Annotated in this window: 13 protein-coding genes; 9 read left to right on the top strand and 4 right to left on the bottom strand. The window is 45.4% G+C overall.

What is annotated here, in order from left to right:
* Nucleotides 1-94: 94 nt before the first annotated feature.
* Complete coding sequence (locus tag ABDW33_RS05900) at nucleotides 95-982, bottom strand: hypothetical protein (protein ID WP_343689138.1); 888 nt, start codon at nucleotides 980-982, stop codon at nucleotides 95-97.
* 447 nt (nucleotides 983-1,429) lie between these two features.
* On the opposite strand from ABDW33_RS05900, the gene ABDW33_RS05895 reads away from it, so the two are divergent.
* The gene (locus tag ABDW33_RS05895) at nucleotides 1,430-2,650 is read left to right on the top strand and encodes an MFS transporter (RefSeq protein WP_343689137.1); all 1,221 of its coding nucleotides are present in this window, start codon (nucleotides 1,430-1,432) and stop codon (nucleotides 2,648-2,650) included.
* 58 nt (nucleotides 2,651-2,708) lie between these two features.
* Here the strand turns inward: ABDW33_RS05895 and ABDW33_RS05890 are convergent, their stop codons facing one another.
* The 3 genes from ABDW33_RS05890 to ABDW33_RS05880 form a co-directional block, all read right to left on the bottom strand.
* Complete coding sequence (locus ABDW33_RS05890; RefSeq protein WP_343689136.1) at nucleotides 2,709-4,007, bottom strand: radical SAM protein; 1,299 nt, start codon at nucleotides 4,005-4,007, stop codon at nucleotides 2,709-2,711.
* A 12-nt stretch (nucleotides 4,008-4,019) separates the two neighbouring features.
* On the bottom strand, nucleotides 4,020-4,610 hold the full coding sequence (locus ABDW33_RS05885) for a hypothetical protein (RefSeq protein WP_343689135.1): 591 nt from the start codon (nucleotides 4,608-4,610) through the stop codon (nucleotides 4,020-4,022).
* 61 nt (nucleotides 4,611-4,671) lie between these two features.
* The gene (locus tag ABDW33_RS05880; protein ID WP_343689134.1) at nucleotides 4,672-5,718 is read right to left on the bottom strand and encodes an agmatinase family protein; all 1,047 of its coding nucleotides are present in this window, start codon (nucleotides 5,716-5,718) and stop codon (nucleotides 4,672-4,674) included.
* A gap of 276 nt (nucleotides 5,719-5,994) precedes the next feature.
* On the opposite strand from ABDW33_RS05880, the gene ABDW33_RS05875 reads away from it, so the two are divergent.
* The 8 genes from ABDW33_RS05875 (at nucleotide 5,995) to ABDW33_RS05840 (ending at nucleotide 14,383) form a co-directional block, all read left to right on the top strand.
* The gene (locus ABDW33_RS05875) at nucleotides 5,995-6,393 is read left to right on the top strand and encodes a cytochrome c maturation protein CcmE (RefSeq protein ID WP_343689133.1); all 399 of its coding nucleotides are present in this window, start codon (nucleotides 5,995-5,997) and stop codon (nucleotides 6,391-6,393) included.
* 81 nt (nucleotides 6,394-6,474) lie between these two features.
* On the top strand, nucleotides 6,475-9,009 hold the full coding sequence (ccsA, locus tag ABDW33_RS05870; RefSeq protein WP_343689132.1) for a cytochrome c biogenesis protein CcsA: 2,535 nt from the start codon (nucleotides 6,475-6,477) through the stop codon (nucleotides 9,007-9,009).
* An 81-nt stretch (nucleotides 9,010-9,090) separates the two neighbouring features.
* On the top strand, nucleotides 9,091-10,110 hold the full coding sequence (locus ABDW33_RS05865; protein ID WP_343689131.1) for an alpha/beta fold hydrolase: 1,020 nt from the start codon (nucleotides 9,091-9,093) through the stop codon (nucleotides 10,108-10,110).
* Nucleotides 10,111-10,237: 127 nt separating this feature from the next.
* Nucleotides 10,238-10,855 carry a DUF4294 domain-containing protein gene (locus ABDW33_RS05860; RefSeq protein ID WP_343689130.1) on the top strand — a complete coding sequence of 206 codons (618 nt, stop codon included), beginning with the start codon at nucleotides 10,238-10,240 and terminating at the stop codon, nucleotides 10,853-10,855.
* A gap of 46 nt (nucleotides 10,856-10,901) precedes the next feature.
* Nucleotides 10,902-11,384 (top strand): hypothetical protein, encoded by a 483-nt coding sequence (locus ABDW33_RS05855; RefSeq protein WP_343689129.1) that lies wholly within the window; start codon nucleotides 10,902-10,904, stop codon nucleotides 11,382-11,384.
* Nucleotides 11,385-11,502: 118 nt separating this feature from the next.
* A complete protein-coding gene (gene bshB1 / locus ABDW33_RS05850; protein ID WP_343689128.1) occupies nucleotides 11,503-12,234 on the top strand; it encodes a bacillithiol biosynthesis deacetylase BshB1 in 732 nt (243 codons plus the stop codon).
* A 921-nt stretch (nucleotides 12,235-13,155) separates the two neighbouring features.
* Nucleotides 13,156-13,710, top strand: coding sequence for a peroxiredoxin (locus tag ABDW33_RS05845; RefSeq protein ID WP_183286734.1), 555 nt, complete (start codon nucleotides 13,156-13,158; stop codon nucleotides 13,708-13,710).
* An 85-nt stretch (nucleotides 13,711-13,795) separates the two neighbouring features.
* Nucleotides 13,796-14,383 carry a carboxymuconolactone decarboxylase family protein gene (locus tag ABDW33_RS05840; RefSeq protein WP_343689127.1) on the top strand — a complete coding sequence of 196 codons (588 nt, stop codon included), beginning with the start codon at nucleotides 13,796-13,798 and terminating at the stop codon, nucleotides 14,381-14,383.
* The last annotated feature ends 153 nt before the right edge of the window (nucleotides 14,384-14,536 follow it).

Raw genomic sequence — 14,536 nt, 5'->3', positions numbered from 1 at the left:
TACAAATGAGGATTGAATAAGCTATTTACATATATCGTAAAAAAAGTCCCTTCCTGGTGGAGGAAGGGACTCGTTTTTGTATAAAGTTTTCGGGTTATTGCACTTTAAAGTAGAAGCGGATCAATGCAAACTGTACCTCTGGAGCATCAGCATTTGTATTGTATTTCAATTGCTTCGCTGCTCTTTTAGCAATTTCGATCAGTCGTGGGTTGTTCAGGGTTGAGCCTTTCAGCGAGTGGGACGCGTCGATTACATTTCCATTTCTGTCAACCTTAATGTTGATAGCGATATAACCAGATTCATCACCATCGTAAGTGAGGCTAGGTTTGCTGATCAGGCTACGGCCATTCAGGCGGAAATCAGACTTACCACCACCCAGTCCACCGCCGGTATAGCCGCTGGCATTTGGGTCGCCATTGATCTGGCCGCGGTCGCCGGGCTTGCCGGTATTTCCTTCGCCTGTAGAACTGTTAGAACCATTAGCGTTGTTACCACTATTGCTGCCAGTGAAAGTACCACCACCAAATACAGCTTTCGCCTTCTGAGGTTTTTCTACTGCCACCGGGTTATTTTCAGATGTTTTCTTTGGTGTTGTCGTTGGCTTCTTATCCAGGTTTTTAGCGACTTCCTTTGGCTTTTCCACTGGTTTTTCCGGCTTTGCTACTTCCGGTGCATCTTCATTATCCTGTGTAGCGATATCTTCCTGGGTGGAGTTGTCCTGGGAGGGTACCGGTTCGTTTTGTGGTGTCGAAGCGTTGGCAGCGTCAGCGCTGGGTGGGTTGGGGTTGAGTGGTTGTTCATCGCCCATACCGTCGTCGGAGGTACCGAGGTTCACTTCCATACCCAGGTCCTGGTTAGGGAGCGGGGGAGGTGCGGAGAAGCCGCCCAGGATCAATGCCAATAAAACTAATGCATGCACGGCAATAGTGACACCTACTGCCTTAATATTTTTATCTGTATTGTTTTCCTTTTGTTGCTGCATAGGTCAAAAATAAGATATTTTCTAATACGTGTGCCCGCTTTGTAACAGGATGAAAGTTTTAGGATCTTTTTAAGAAAATTTACCTGGCATCCTCACAGAATGCCGGATGGGCGCCGAAACTTAACTACTTATCGAAAACCATTCCAATATATCAGTTGCTGGCTTTCTTCGGGTCTACACCCATATTAACCCGTCATTAACTCGTCACTGAAAGGGCACCAAAAGGGCACTTGTATATCGATTGGATATTGAGGTGACCTTTTGGTGCCCTCTTGGTGATATTTTGATGCCCTTTTGGCGACGACTTAGAGGCGACTTTAGGGTAAGTTCGAAATAGCCTGGGTCGGTAGGGCTGGAATGTATTTAATACGTTTGGCTACCTGATTTTTAAAAGGGATAATTCTAATTACCTTTGCGGTGATTTTTGCTTTCTAAAACCGCATTCCTTTGCTTTCTCTCTACAAAAAAGCCTATGCAGGCCTTTCTACCTCAACCTGGATACTTGCTGTTGTACTCCTGATCAATCGCTGTGGTGCGATGGTGATTCCCTTTATGACGGTGTACCTTACCCAGCAGCTGCACTTTTCTGTACAACAGGCCGGTTTGGTGATGACCTGCTATGGGATTGGCGGTATAGTAGGCGCATTTGCCGGTGGCCGGTTATCTGACCGGTTAGGTTTTTACCCTGTACAATTCTGGAGCCTGCTGTTGCAGGGGCTCATCTTTTTGATATTGGGGCAGATGCAGACATTGCTGCAATTCTGCCTGTGTATCTTTGTTCTGAGTGCTGTTGGAGACGCATTTCGCCCGGCCAATACAGCGGCTACCGCTCATTATAGTACACCGGAAAACAGAACACGCTCTTACTCTCTGAACCGGCTGGCATCCAATCTGGGGTGGTCGGTAGGACCCGCTGTAGGGGGGATTGTTGCGAGCTATAGTTATCATCTGCTTTTCTGGGTGGATGGGCTTACCTGTGTGGCAGCTATTCTGGTGATGCGGTTCTTTATTCCGCCGGTACATGTTGCTCCAAAAACACCTGCCATCAGGCAGGTAACAGTGAAAACAGAAAGCGTGTACAGGGATAAAGTATACCTTGCTTTTATTGGACTTTCTATCTTGTTTACGACCGGGTTTTTACAGCTCTCTACAATGGTGGCTTTGTATTTTAAAGAAGTGCTTCACCTGGAGGAGGCGCAGATTGGGATGGTGTTAGGGATCAATGGTTTGCTGGTCGCCGCAATTGAAATGGTGCTGATCTATAAAATTGAGAACAGGAAGCATCCTCTGGAGTTCATGACACGGGGTGTGGCATTAGCCAGCCTGGCATATTTGAGTTTTAATATCTTGCCGGCTGCAGGTTTTGTCAGCATCGTTTTCATTGTTTTATTTACTGCAGGAGAGATGTTGAGTATACCTTTTATGACAGCGTTTTTTATCAGCCGGAGTGGAGAGCATAACAGGGGACAGTATGCGGCGTTGTATACGGTGTCATTTGCGATATCGACCATCTTATCACCCACGATAGGCTCTGCAATGATAGCGCATTATGGGTTTAAGGTGTGGTGGTATGTGGCAGCTGGTTTTTGTCTGGCTGCAGCATTAGGGTTTAATTATTTGTACCAGCGGTGGCAGAGAAAAAAGGGCGTTTATCCTGGTAAGGGGTAGCGGCTACACATAAAACAAAAACGCTTTTACCGAAAAGTAAAAGCGTTTTTTGTTTTTATTAAAAGTGTGCAAAATCCTGCGTGTAATCCCCCTTGATGCGTTCCATCGGCGGGTTAAAATATCCATACTTCAAGTGTGGGAACTCCTCCAGTATCAATTCCTGCAGCTGCTTCACGCCCAGGCATTCCCCAGTCTCGGTAATGCCTAACCTACCCAGGTACCAATCCGGATCAATATTGAAATTTCTCCACTGGATCATCTTCAGGTTCGTATCCCTGATCAGTTTACGCAGTGCCTCATACTCATCCGCACTATCCGTCATACCCGGGAATACAAAATAGTTAATCGACGTCCAGCCATCAAATTCATTTACCACTTTCAGACTCTCCACGATATCATCAAACGTATAGTTATTTGGCCTGTAATAAGGCGTATAGTACTTTTCCTGCGCAGAGTTCAGACTCACACGAATACTGTTCAATCCCACTTTACACAATTCCCGTACTGCATCCGGCTTGCTACCATTTGTATTGATATTGATACTTCCCTTGGCAGTATGTTTCCTCATTTCAATAATAGATTCGCGGATTGTCTCCCACATCAGCAGTGGCTCTCCTTCACAACCTTGTCCAAAAGACACAATTGGGAAAGGGGCAGTTTCCAGGTGGGGTACCGTAAACTCCACGATCTCTTCTGCCGTAGGCTTGAAACGCAAACGGTCCTGTGTAGATACAATAGTTTCCTCTTCAGGCTGGAAGGAAATACAACCAATACAATTTGCATTACATGCAGGAGAAGATGGAATCGGACATTCCCAACGACCCATAAAATAATTACGTGCCGCCGGACAATGATATGTCAGTGCGCAGTTGTCTGCCAGGTGTTTCACAAGTCTGTTATGCGGATATGCCTGGATCAGGTCTTTTACACCCTGTTTTACTTTCTTTTCATCGAAACCACCACATTCCTGCCTGATATCCTGTTCGATTCTTACTGCAGGCACATAGAATTTCCCATCCAGCCAGCCTACTGCTGTATAGCAGAACAATGGCAGGGTAGGAGCGTCGGGCATCGTTTCATATGCCGCCATATAAAAGCCTGTATGCGCAGGTGGAATAAAGGCCGCCACTGCCCATCCTTTATCGCATAACTGCATCTCACCGGTTTCGGCATTCAAACCAATTCCACGGCGACCGGGTAATTCATACAGTGATCCACCTTCCGGCAGTTCAATCCATTCGTCCAGTTCTATTGGCCATGCATCCCAACCGCTACGACCGGTGGTGAGCATGGATGTATCTTCGAAAATATTCCCCTGACCGTCGGAATATAAAATGTACGGCGACTGTTTTAACATACTGAGTTGTGATTAAAGCCTGCTCTTAAAAAATGCATTCATTTCAGCTTCCTTATCTGCACCGGGTTCATCCAAAACTTCCAGTTGCAGTACTTTATTATCTTTAAAGTCTATAGTGAGCAGGTCGTTGCGCAAAATTAAGTTATTCAGGCGGCTCCAGCTAATCACCTTTTCAGAGAAGGTGGTCGGCAGTGTAGCGCCGTTAAAGTCTACCTTAATATATGAAGGCATAAAGATCTTGTATTCTGCATAGCCAATATATGCTGCTGCGATGCCCGTAAGGAACAGCATGCCGGCAGCCAGTGGCTGCATATGTGTCAGCACGTACAGGCTGCCTGTCAGGCAGCCAAAGGCTTGTACGGTGCGCACGAGGCTGTTGGCCGACTGTATATTCTTAAAGCGTCGCATGATAAAAGGGAAGACAAGGCTACCAATTCCCAGCAGGAAAAAGAAAATAGCAACTACCCAGTTAGGATGAGGCCCATTGTAAATGCCGATTGTAACGAGCAAAAAAAGGATGCCAATAAGTCCGTGCATAGCGGGTTGTAACCGCAGGCGGGTCATGGCATTGGGATGTAAGATCCTTATTTTATAAGACTGCATGTGTGAAATTACTTGTTATCAGAAGGCACTTTTATCAACTATATAGTATCCGGATCTCCCCTTATATATTATCCGGATGCACCATCAGGTTACATAACTTGAAAAGTACCCTGGCGCCCACATTGGCATCCCATTCTTCATGTGCGCTGCTTACTTCACACAAATCAAAACCGACGATCCTGCGGCCGCTGGCCAGCATCTTTTTGAAGAGGTAGTAAATCTGTTCGCAATCAAAGCCTCCTGGTACCGGTGTACCTGTATGCGGGCAAAGTTTAGGATCCAATCCGTCAATGTCAAAGCTGATATATACCTGTTGAGGCAACTTTTCTATTATTTCATCGCAGATGGTCGCCCAGTTCGTGCCTTCATACTGGCGATGTTTGATGTCCCTGTCAAAGAAGGTGTTGATACGTTCCGGATTATTCCGGATATACTGGAGTTCTTCTTCGCAATAATCCCGGATACCCAGTTGAACGAGTTTCGTTACCTGTGGTATTTCGTTCAGAACATTGTACATAATAGATGCATGGGAGTACTGGAATCCTTCATAACCATTGCGCAGATCGCAATGTGCATCGATCTGCAGAATACCGAATGCTCCTTTCTCTTCGGCCAGTGCTTTAATATAGCCGAGAGGGGTAGAGTGATCACCTCCCACCAGACCTACCATTTTACCCTGTTCCAGTACATTTTTCGTTTGAGCATACACCCACTCATTCATAAGGGCAGTACCCTTATTTACGTCGACCAGGGTCTTTTTCAGAAATTCATTTTCAGAGATATCGCCCCCTTCAGTGAGAAATTTCAGGTAGAGTTCAGCTTCTTTACGAAGGTAGTCACTACGCAGCAGGATGTGTTTATCCGGGTCGCGCATGTAGAAGCCTTTTCTCCAGCCTTCTTTAACGTCCGGGTCGAGCAGGTCGACCTGCAAACTTGCTTTACAGATCTGTTCAGGTCCTCTTGCAGTGCCGTGACAGTAAGACACCGTTACCTCCCATGGGATAGGGAGTAAGATGAGGGCTGCATCCGCTTCAGTGGTTGGTAATCCAAAGATATTATTAGATACCAGACTGACAGAATTGGGATCAAAGTTGGATAAATCCGCCATGATTTTGAAGTTCTTATACTAAATTTCGCCGCAAAGATAGTACTTTATACATAAAGCGGTATTGTACAGCGTGGAGGGTTATCAGCCAGGGGCACGACGGGTATTGGCAGCTTCAGCTTTTATGATAAATATCATATCTCCTTTCATGTAAAAATTCCACTTTCACACCTCATTTTGCCGTAATTTTGCGCATCGAAATGTGAATGGACCGTTTTGATGGATAAAAAAGCACATTAACAAAGCACATTTAGGGGAAGCTTAAGAACTATTTGCGATATGAAGAAATCTAATATTGTTTTATTAGTACTGATTGCAGTAGCAATTGGGGTGATTGTAACAGTTGCCGGTGATTTCAGTACCTATGAAACATTCGCCACAGCTCGTCAGAAAGAAGGAAAGGAATTCCAGGTGATTGGAAAACTCGATACTACCAGGACCATGGTGTACGATGCACAGAAAGATGCCAACCTTTTCACCTTCTACGTTCAGGACAAATCCGGAGAAGTTTGTAAAGTAGTTTATTTCGGTACTAAACCTACTGACTTTGAAAAGGCAGAAAGCGTGGTATTGACCGGCAAAATGATCCGGGATGGAGAATTTCATTGTGGCAAGATCCTCATGAAATGTCCCTCTAAATACAAAAATGACCAGGTAGCGGTTGGCAACAAAGTATAGGCCAGCTGCTTGATAATCATATTTAAAAGTAGTTAATGGCCCGCTCCGTCGGGCTATTTCTTCATTCTAGCACATTTTATCTTGAAGACGACATATATAGGAGAGCATTTATTGCCCGGGCAGTTTGGACATTTTTTTGCAGTGCTGGCTTTTGTGGCCTCGATACTGGCCACTGTCAGCTATTGGGTAAGCGTTCGTACTGAAGACGAGGTAAAACGTAATTCCTGGAGGCTGCAGGGCCGTTGGGCTTTTATTGTTCAGGCTGCATCTGTTTTTGCCGTGTTTGGTTGCCTGTATTACGCATTGTACAGCCACTATTTTGAATATAAATATATCTGGCGCAACTCCAGCCGTGACCTCCCGGTAAGTTTGCTGTTATCCAGCTTCTGGTCCGACCAGGAAGGTAGTTTCCTCCTCTGGTCTATCTGGCAGAGTATTCTCGGGCTGGTACTGATCCGTACTACCAAAAAGTGGGAAGCGCCGGTGATGACCATGATCTCATTTGCACAGGTTTGCCTGGGCAGTATGCTGATCGGTATCTTTATCTTAAATTACAAGATAGGTAGCAATCCATTCCTCCTGCTGCGTCATGCACCAGAGAACCAGGGATTACCATGGGTAAATAGCCCTAACTACCTGAACTTTATCAAAGACGGTAATGGCTTGAACCTTTCCCTGCAGAATTACTGGATGGTGATTCACCCACCTATCCTGTTCCTGGGTTTTGCTTCTACCATTGTTCCTTTTGCTTTCGCCTTTGCCGGTTTATGGACAAGGGATTATAAGGAGTGGATCAAACCTGCACTTCCATGGGCGCTGTTCAGTGCCGGCGTGCTGGGATTGGGTATTATGATGGGGGCTGCCTGGGCGTATGAATCACTGACCTTTGGTGGTTACTGGGCATGGGACCCTGTAGAAAACGCTTCACTTGTGCCCTGGCTGACACTGGTAGCCGGTATTCACACCCTGCTGGCCTTTAAGTCATCCGGCCATGCGCTGAAAGCAACCTTCTTCTTTTTCTTCATTACATTTATATTTATCCTGTACTCTACTTTCCTGACCCGTAGTGGTGTGTTGGGAGATACTTCTGTACACTCCTTTACCGACCTGGGTATGAGCGGACAGCTGACCTTCTTCCTTTTTGCGTTCATCCCGGCATTTGGTATGCTCATTGCCCGCAGAAAGGAGATCCCTACTGTTCACAAAGAAGAAAGTACTTATAGCCGTGAGTTCTGGCTTTTCATCGGTTCGCTGATCCTGATGATCGCTGCCATCCAGATCACCTTTACGACATCTATCCCGGTGTGGAATAAGCTGATCAACAACCTGGGTATCAAGAAACTCCTGCACCTGACCAATGACATTGCACCTCCTTCAGATGGTGTGTTTCATTATAATAAGATCCAGATCTGGATTGCTATTGTGGTAGGTATCCTTTCAGCAATTGTACAGTTCCTGAAATATAAGGATACACCCAGAGGTGAATTTACCCGTAAACTGATGATCCCAACTGCACTGGCGCTGATCGCTACGGTGCTTTCCGGCTGGCTCGGCAGGGTGAATTATGACACCTACGGGGCGGGTTTCCTGATGGCCATTTACCTCATGATGTTTGCGAGCTATTATGCCATCATTGCTAACCTCGCTTATATCTGGATAGGTCAGAAAGGTAAGCTGAAGGCAGCAGGTGCCTCTGTGGCACACATTGGTTTTGGTATGGTCCTGCTGGGTATTGTGATCACCTCTTCCAAGAAGGAGACCATCTCGATCGACAGGATGAAGATGCTGGATGGTGGTTTCTTTGGTGCAAACAGTAAAGAGAATCCGCGGGAAAACCTGATGCTGCCGCGCAACTTCCCGGTACAGATGGGGGATTATCATGTGACTTACGCCGGGGACTCTACGCCTGCGGGAGAGTCCAAGACTTATTACCTGGTAAGATACGAGCGGAAGGATGCGACCAGCGGTAAAACATTGGAAGCCTTTACCTTACATCCGGATGCATTCCTGAGCAATAAGGGTGAGCAGACCCTGACACCTAACCCGGATTCAAAACATTATTGGAACAAGGATATCTTTACTTATATTACAGCAGTTCCGCTGAAAGAAGATGATAGTGACACTGCGACTTATCAGCCGCATGTAGTAGCGCAGGGAGATTCTATCTTCTTTTCTAACGGGTACATGGTGATGGAAGGCCTTGACCCACAGCCAACCAGCCGTAACTATACCGCTGAGCCGAATGACCTGGCTGTAGGAGCCACGCTGAAGGTGTATACAAAGAACAATGACCAGTACAATCTGAAGCCGATTTACCTGATCCGCGACAGTAGTTACGAATATAATATCCCGGATACCGTGGCACCATTGTCACTCTATGTCCGCTTTAGCAAGATTCTGCCAAAGGATAAAAAAGTGGAACTGGAAGTGAAAGAATCCACTGTTTTCAGGGATTACATAGTGATGAAAGCCTTCATATTCCCATTCATTAACGTATTATGGATAGGGGTGATCGTGACGGTGATCGGATTCATTATGAGTATGTTCCAGCGCCTGCGTCAGAACAAGGACAAGCCAGCTGTAAAAAAGCCTTTAGCCAAAGAAAGGGCGGTTTAGTCGCTTGATCATATAAAATGATAATATTTGATACAGGTAATAATCTCGGTTATTACCTGTTTTGTTTTTAATACCAGTAGTATGAATAGCAGATGGTTGCGCGTCGCCCTTATGATTTTGACATCCCTGATACTTATTTATTACATGGGGCCGAGACCTGCAGTCCCTGTGTATGATCCTATGTTCCCACAGGTACCGGCAGATGCCGCGGGACTGGAAAAGTATATTAATCAGAAGGAAGCACAGCACCCTATAAAGCCTGATAATCAGGCCCGGATCGTTTGGCATGATTCCCTGCATGCCAGAACGGAGTATGCGGTGGTATATCTTCATGGCTTTTCTGCGAGCCAGGGAGAGGGAAATCCTGTGCACCTTGATTTTGCAAAGCGGTATGGTTGTAATTTGTTTCTATCGAGGCTGGATGCACATGGCCTGGATACATCGGAGCCATTGCTGACTATGACGGCTACAGGGTTATGGCGGGATGCGAAAGAAGCGCTGGCGATCGGGAAGGCATTGGGGGAGAAGGTAATTCTGATGGGTACATCTACAGGAGGGACGCTGGCATTGGATTTGGCGGCCACCTATCCGAATGATGTATATGCAGTGATCAATTTGTCGCCGAATATTGAGATTAATAATGACATGGCCTTCCTGGCGAATAATCCGTGGGGTTTACAGTTGTCAAGGATCGTAATGCATGGGAATTACAATGTATCGAAGGATCAGGATACATTGCGCGCAAAATATTGGTATAATAAGTACAGGCTGGAAGCAGTGGGAGAATTACAGGGATTATTAGAGACGACCATGATACCGGCAACGTTCAGAAAGATCAGGCAGCCGGTGCTGAATCTATATTATTATAAGGATGTGATGCACCAGGATCCAACTGTGAAAGTGAGTGCAATCCTGAAAATGGAGCAATTGCTGAGAACGCCGGATAGTTTAAAGGAGGCGGTAGCGATACCGGAAGCAGGGAGTCATGTGATAGGATGTTACATGACCTCGCATGATGTGAAGGGGGGAGAGCGGGCGATATATGATTTTGCACAGCGGAAGTTAAAGATGGATACGGTGATGCAGAAGGCTGATAATTGATGGCTATAGACAGTTTTAGCCACCCTTTGTCCGCGGCAGAAGCTTCAGTAATATCACAAAATATTAATATCATTTTCTACACTAATTTACCTTAACTTTAGCTTAGTATCAGGAATACCTTAAGAAAATGGGTCGCTCAATATCCGCATTTTTCATTCTTATCATGCTCTGCCTCTTTAGTCGTGTAGGGGTCAATGCCCAGGCCAGACACGGTCTGGATAGCATTCCTGTTAGCGCTATCGTAGTCAATGGCGACACCATTCCAAGCATTACCCTCCAAATAGTAGAGGTAGTTGATAAATTACCTAAGAAGTTCCGTAAGCAGCGGGAAGCATGGACTCGTCTCCGCAACGCGGTGTATGTAACATATCCTTATGCGGTGCAGGCTTCCCGGATACTGAGGGATGTAAACAGTAAACTGGCTACATTGCATGACAAGCGTGAGCGTAAGGCTTATCTGGCAACGGTGGAAAAGCAAATGAAAGCGCAGTTCGGGGACAAGCTGGAGAACCTGTCCATTTATCAGGGACGGATCTTAATGAAACTGATCAACCGGCAGACCGGACAGAACTGTTATGAGATCATCAAAGAACTGAAGGGTGGTTTTTCTGCGAGGATGTGGCAAACGGTGGCGTTCTTTTTCGGGGGAAATTTGAAAAGTGAATATGACCTGAATGAAGACAAGGATATAGAAGCGATCGTGCAGGAAATAGAGATTTACCGGGGGAGCCGGGCATATAATTAACAAGACTTTGAAGCGGCGGTTGCCGCTTTTTTTATACCTTTCGACCATGCAATTCAGATTAATATTAGCGGGCCTCCTGTTGTGGAGTGCCGTTTCCATGGCCCAGGACAGTACATTGTTTATTGTTGACAGCGTAGAGGCTACCGGTGGCCTTAACAATCTTTCGCCGGAGAATATCGCATTTATGAATGTGGTGAAGAGCCCGACCTTACAGGCAAAATATGGACCGAAGGCGGCTAATGGTATCATTTATATAGAGACCAAGCCATTTGCACGTAAGCGCTATAATCGTTTGTTTACAGCTTTGTCACCAGCATTTGAGGCGGCGATTAAGAAATATGGGGACGATAGCAAATTTCAATACATACTGGATGGGGCTAAAATAGATGAGAATTCAATGAATATGCTGGCAGCACTCGAAAAGAATGGAATTGCAAACCTGGTGGTGGTAGATACGAAGGTATTGAAAGAGAAGTATGACGTGAAAGACAAGGAGAAGAAGGTGGGGGTGATTATTACATCGAAATAAAGCGATATGAAAGTCGGGGTATTGGGCTGGTAGGTGAGGGTGGCTTTGCAGGATTTCGAAAGTTTGAAGGGTTCCCGCTGTTAGGGTTATATTTGCACCCGAAAGGAAAGTATTTACGATGAAATTAGACATATTAGCGATCGTCGCGCACCCGGATGATGTGGAACTGGGATGTGCAGGTACCCTGATGGTACACGGGGCACAGGGAATGAAAATCGGTATATTGGATTTGACGGAAGGGGAACTGGGTACCAGGGGTACACCTGAAACACGGGCAGCAGAGGCGGCCGATGCTGCCAGGATCATGAAACTGGATGTGAGAGAGAATCTGGGATTGCCAGATGGCTTTTTCAGGAATGATACCGGGGAGCAGCTGAAAGTAATTACGATGATCAGGAAGTACCGCCCGGAAATAGTGTTGACCAATGCCCGTGAGGACCGTCATCCGGATCATGGCCGTGCGGCGGAGTTGGTGGCAGATAGTTGCTTTTTATCGGGGTTGAGGAAAATAGAGACGGTCCTGGAAGGGCAGCAACAGGAGGCCTGGCGCCCAAAGCAGGTATTCCATATGTTGCAGAATAAAGTAGAGAATCCTGATTTCGTGGTAGATATCTCATCTGTGATAGAGCGGAAGAAGGATGCGATCAGGAGTTTTAAGACACAGTTTTTAGCCCCGTCGGCAGATAATGAGCCGGCGACATTTATTTCTTCTCCCGCTTTTTTTGAGAATATTATTAGCCGTGACCGGTCGTTTGGTCAAATGGTGGGGGTCGCCTATGCAGAAGGGTTCACTACAGCTAAAATGCTGGGAATCAACAGCTTTAAAGACCTTATTGGAAATGTGACGTGAGGCAGTTTAGATAGAAATGAATGTGGCTATCATGCATTTTAAAGTTGGTATCCTGTACTACTAGTCTGATTTTAACCAGCTGATAATCAATTTGTTTAGGAAACCTATTGTGTATATAACCTGAAGTGCGGGGCGCTTAAATTCACATTTTACTGTTTTTCAGTAGCTTATTCCGGATTTTATCCGGAGGGGATTTCTATATGAGATTTTACTTGAAGTACATCCGGTTGGAATTGAACACGGGCCTGGTTGAGGCGGAAATATCTGTATGTGGTGTGGATGGGGTGTAGAATTGTGGCTTAACAAACACACTATTCCTTTGCCATATATAAATGGCGAAGGAACAGTTACATGATGGTTTTTATGGTAGAAAAAGATTGGAATAATTAAGGGCAATAGGAAGTCTGCTTCCCGTGCAGGGAAGATGAAATGGTATGAGTGCGGCGGTACACCGTTGCCCTTCAAACATTAGATGAACAGATCTTGAGTAGCGTCAAATTCATCGTGTTTACTGAGACTGTTTTTGATGAACGGAATCAGAGCAAGGCCTATCGTGAGTATCACCAGAAGTACGTTTTTCGTTTTCATATCCTGTCGTATTTAATAATTGATGAGTATACTTATATAACTAAATAACGTGCCAAAAAGTTACGTTTCCTTTCGAAAAACGTTAAGATCGTATTAAGGAGTGGAGAAGCTGAAACATACATTTGAAATTCATAGTATGGGAGTGGGATTGGAGGTATATAGACTTTTTCAATAACCTTTAAGGAAAAATCTATTTGACTAATTATGAATAGACAGTGACCTTTGCACCGAAATTTTTAATGCGGTATGGAATATCGCCGGGAAATTTCGGGTTCGAAGGGGGATTTACCGATAGCGGAAATAGTAACCAATAATATAAATATCATTAAGCACATGAAGAATGCAACTTTATCTCTGGGTGCACAGTTCCCTGAGTTTAAGAAAACGGCAGTAGTATCTATCGAGAAAGGTAAAGAGTTCTATGAACTGACTTCTGAGGAGCTGAAAGCTTCCGGTAAGTGGTTAGTAATGTTCTGGTGGCCTAAAGACTTTACTTTCGTATGTCCTACTGAGATCGCTGAGTTCAACAAAGCTCACCAGGATTTCGTAGACCGTGATGCCATCCTGATCGGTGCTTCTACTGACAGTGAGTTTGTGCACGCGGCATGGAGAAGGGATCATGAAGATCTGCGTGGTCTGCAGTTCCCAATGCTTGCTGATACCAGCAAATCTCTGGCAACAGAATTAGGTATCCTGGAAGAAAATGAGAAGGTGGCTTATCGTGCTACTTTTATCGTTGATCCTCAGGGTATTGTACGTTGGGTATCCCTGTATGACCTGAATGTAGGTCGTAATGTGAAGGAAGTACTGCGTGTGCTGGATGCACTGCAGACAGACGAGCTGTGCCCTTGTAACTGGGAAAAAGGTCAGGCTACCCTGAACGCATAATTTTTTTATTTCGAGGTCCATAGTCAGCTCCTCCTGGATGTCCGGCTATGGACTTTTTCTTACCCGTAACTTTATAATATTATATATGTTCGCAACATCCAACCAGGATACCGCTGTACAGTTGCTGCAGGCGGTGGGGCTGACTGAAAGTGCATTGTCTACCCGTTTACATCAATTGTCTAATTCAGATGCCCGCTATTTGAAAGATCTGAAGATCAACGTGACTAACGGATTGAATGCTGCTAACTTAACCAGGAAAGAAGCTTACCTGATCGGTTTATCAGTAGCAGTCAACGAGAAGCAGGCTGAATTGCAGGCCGCATTTGAGAAGCTGGCTATAGCAGAAGGTGCAAATGATAAAGAGGTGGCAGAGATAATTAGCTGCACGAGCTTGCTGGTGGCTAATAATGTCTATTACCGTTTTCGTCACTTTGTGAAGAAAGAGTTCTATACAACACAGCCGGCAGGGATCCGTATGAGCATTATGGCGAACCCGATTGTAGGAAAAGAATTCTTCGAATTAGTAAGTTTAGTAGTTTCCGCTTTGAACGGATGTGAAATGTGTGTATCTTCGCATGAAGAAGCACTGATAAAACACGGCACCACCCAACACCGTATCTTAGATGCAGTTAGGCTGGGCGCGGTTTTGAGAAGTTTAATCGTGTTACTGTAAGTGATAGGTTTCTTACCGGGGAAGATCTTACCGGAAGAACAATAATCCTGAAATTCGTCATTGCCATGGGCATTTCGGAGGGATGAATGGCCTGCCGACAGTTAATGTGGATAAATTTTTCAAGGTGCGGAAGTTTGTATACTGTTGTAAAAC

It is taken from the genome of Chitinophaga sp. (assembly GCF_039596155.1).
Classification (GTDB): Bacteria; Bacteroidota; Bacteroidia; order Chitinophagales; family Chitinophagaceae; genus Chitinophaga.
This window is presented reverse-complemented; position numbering and strand designations above follow the sequence as displayed.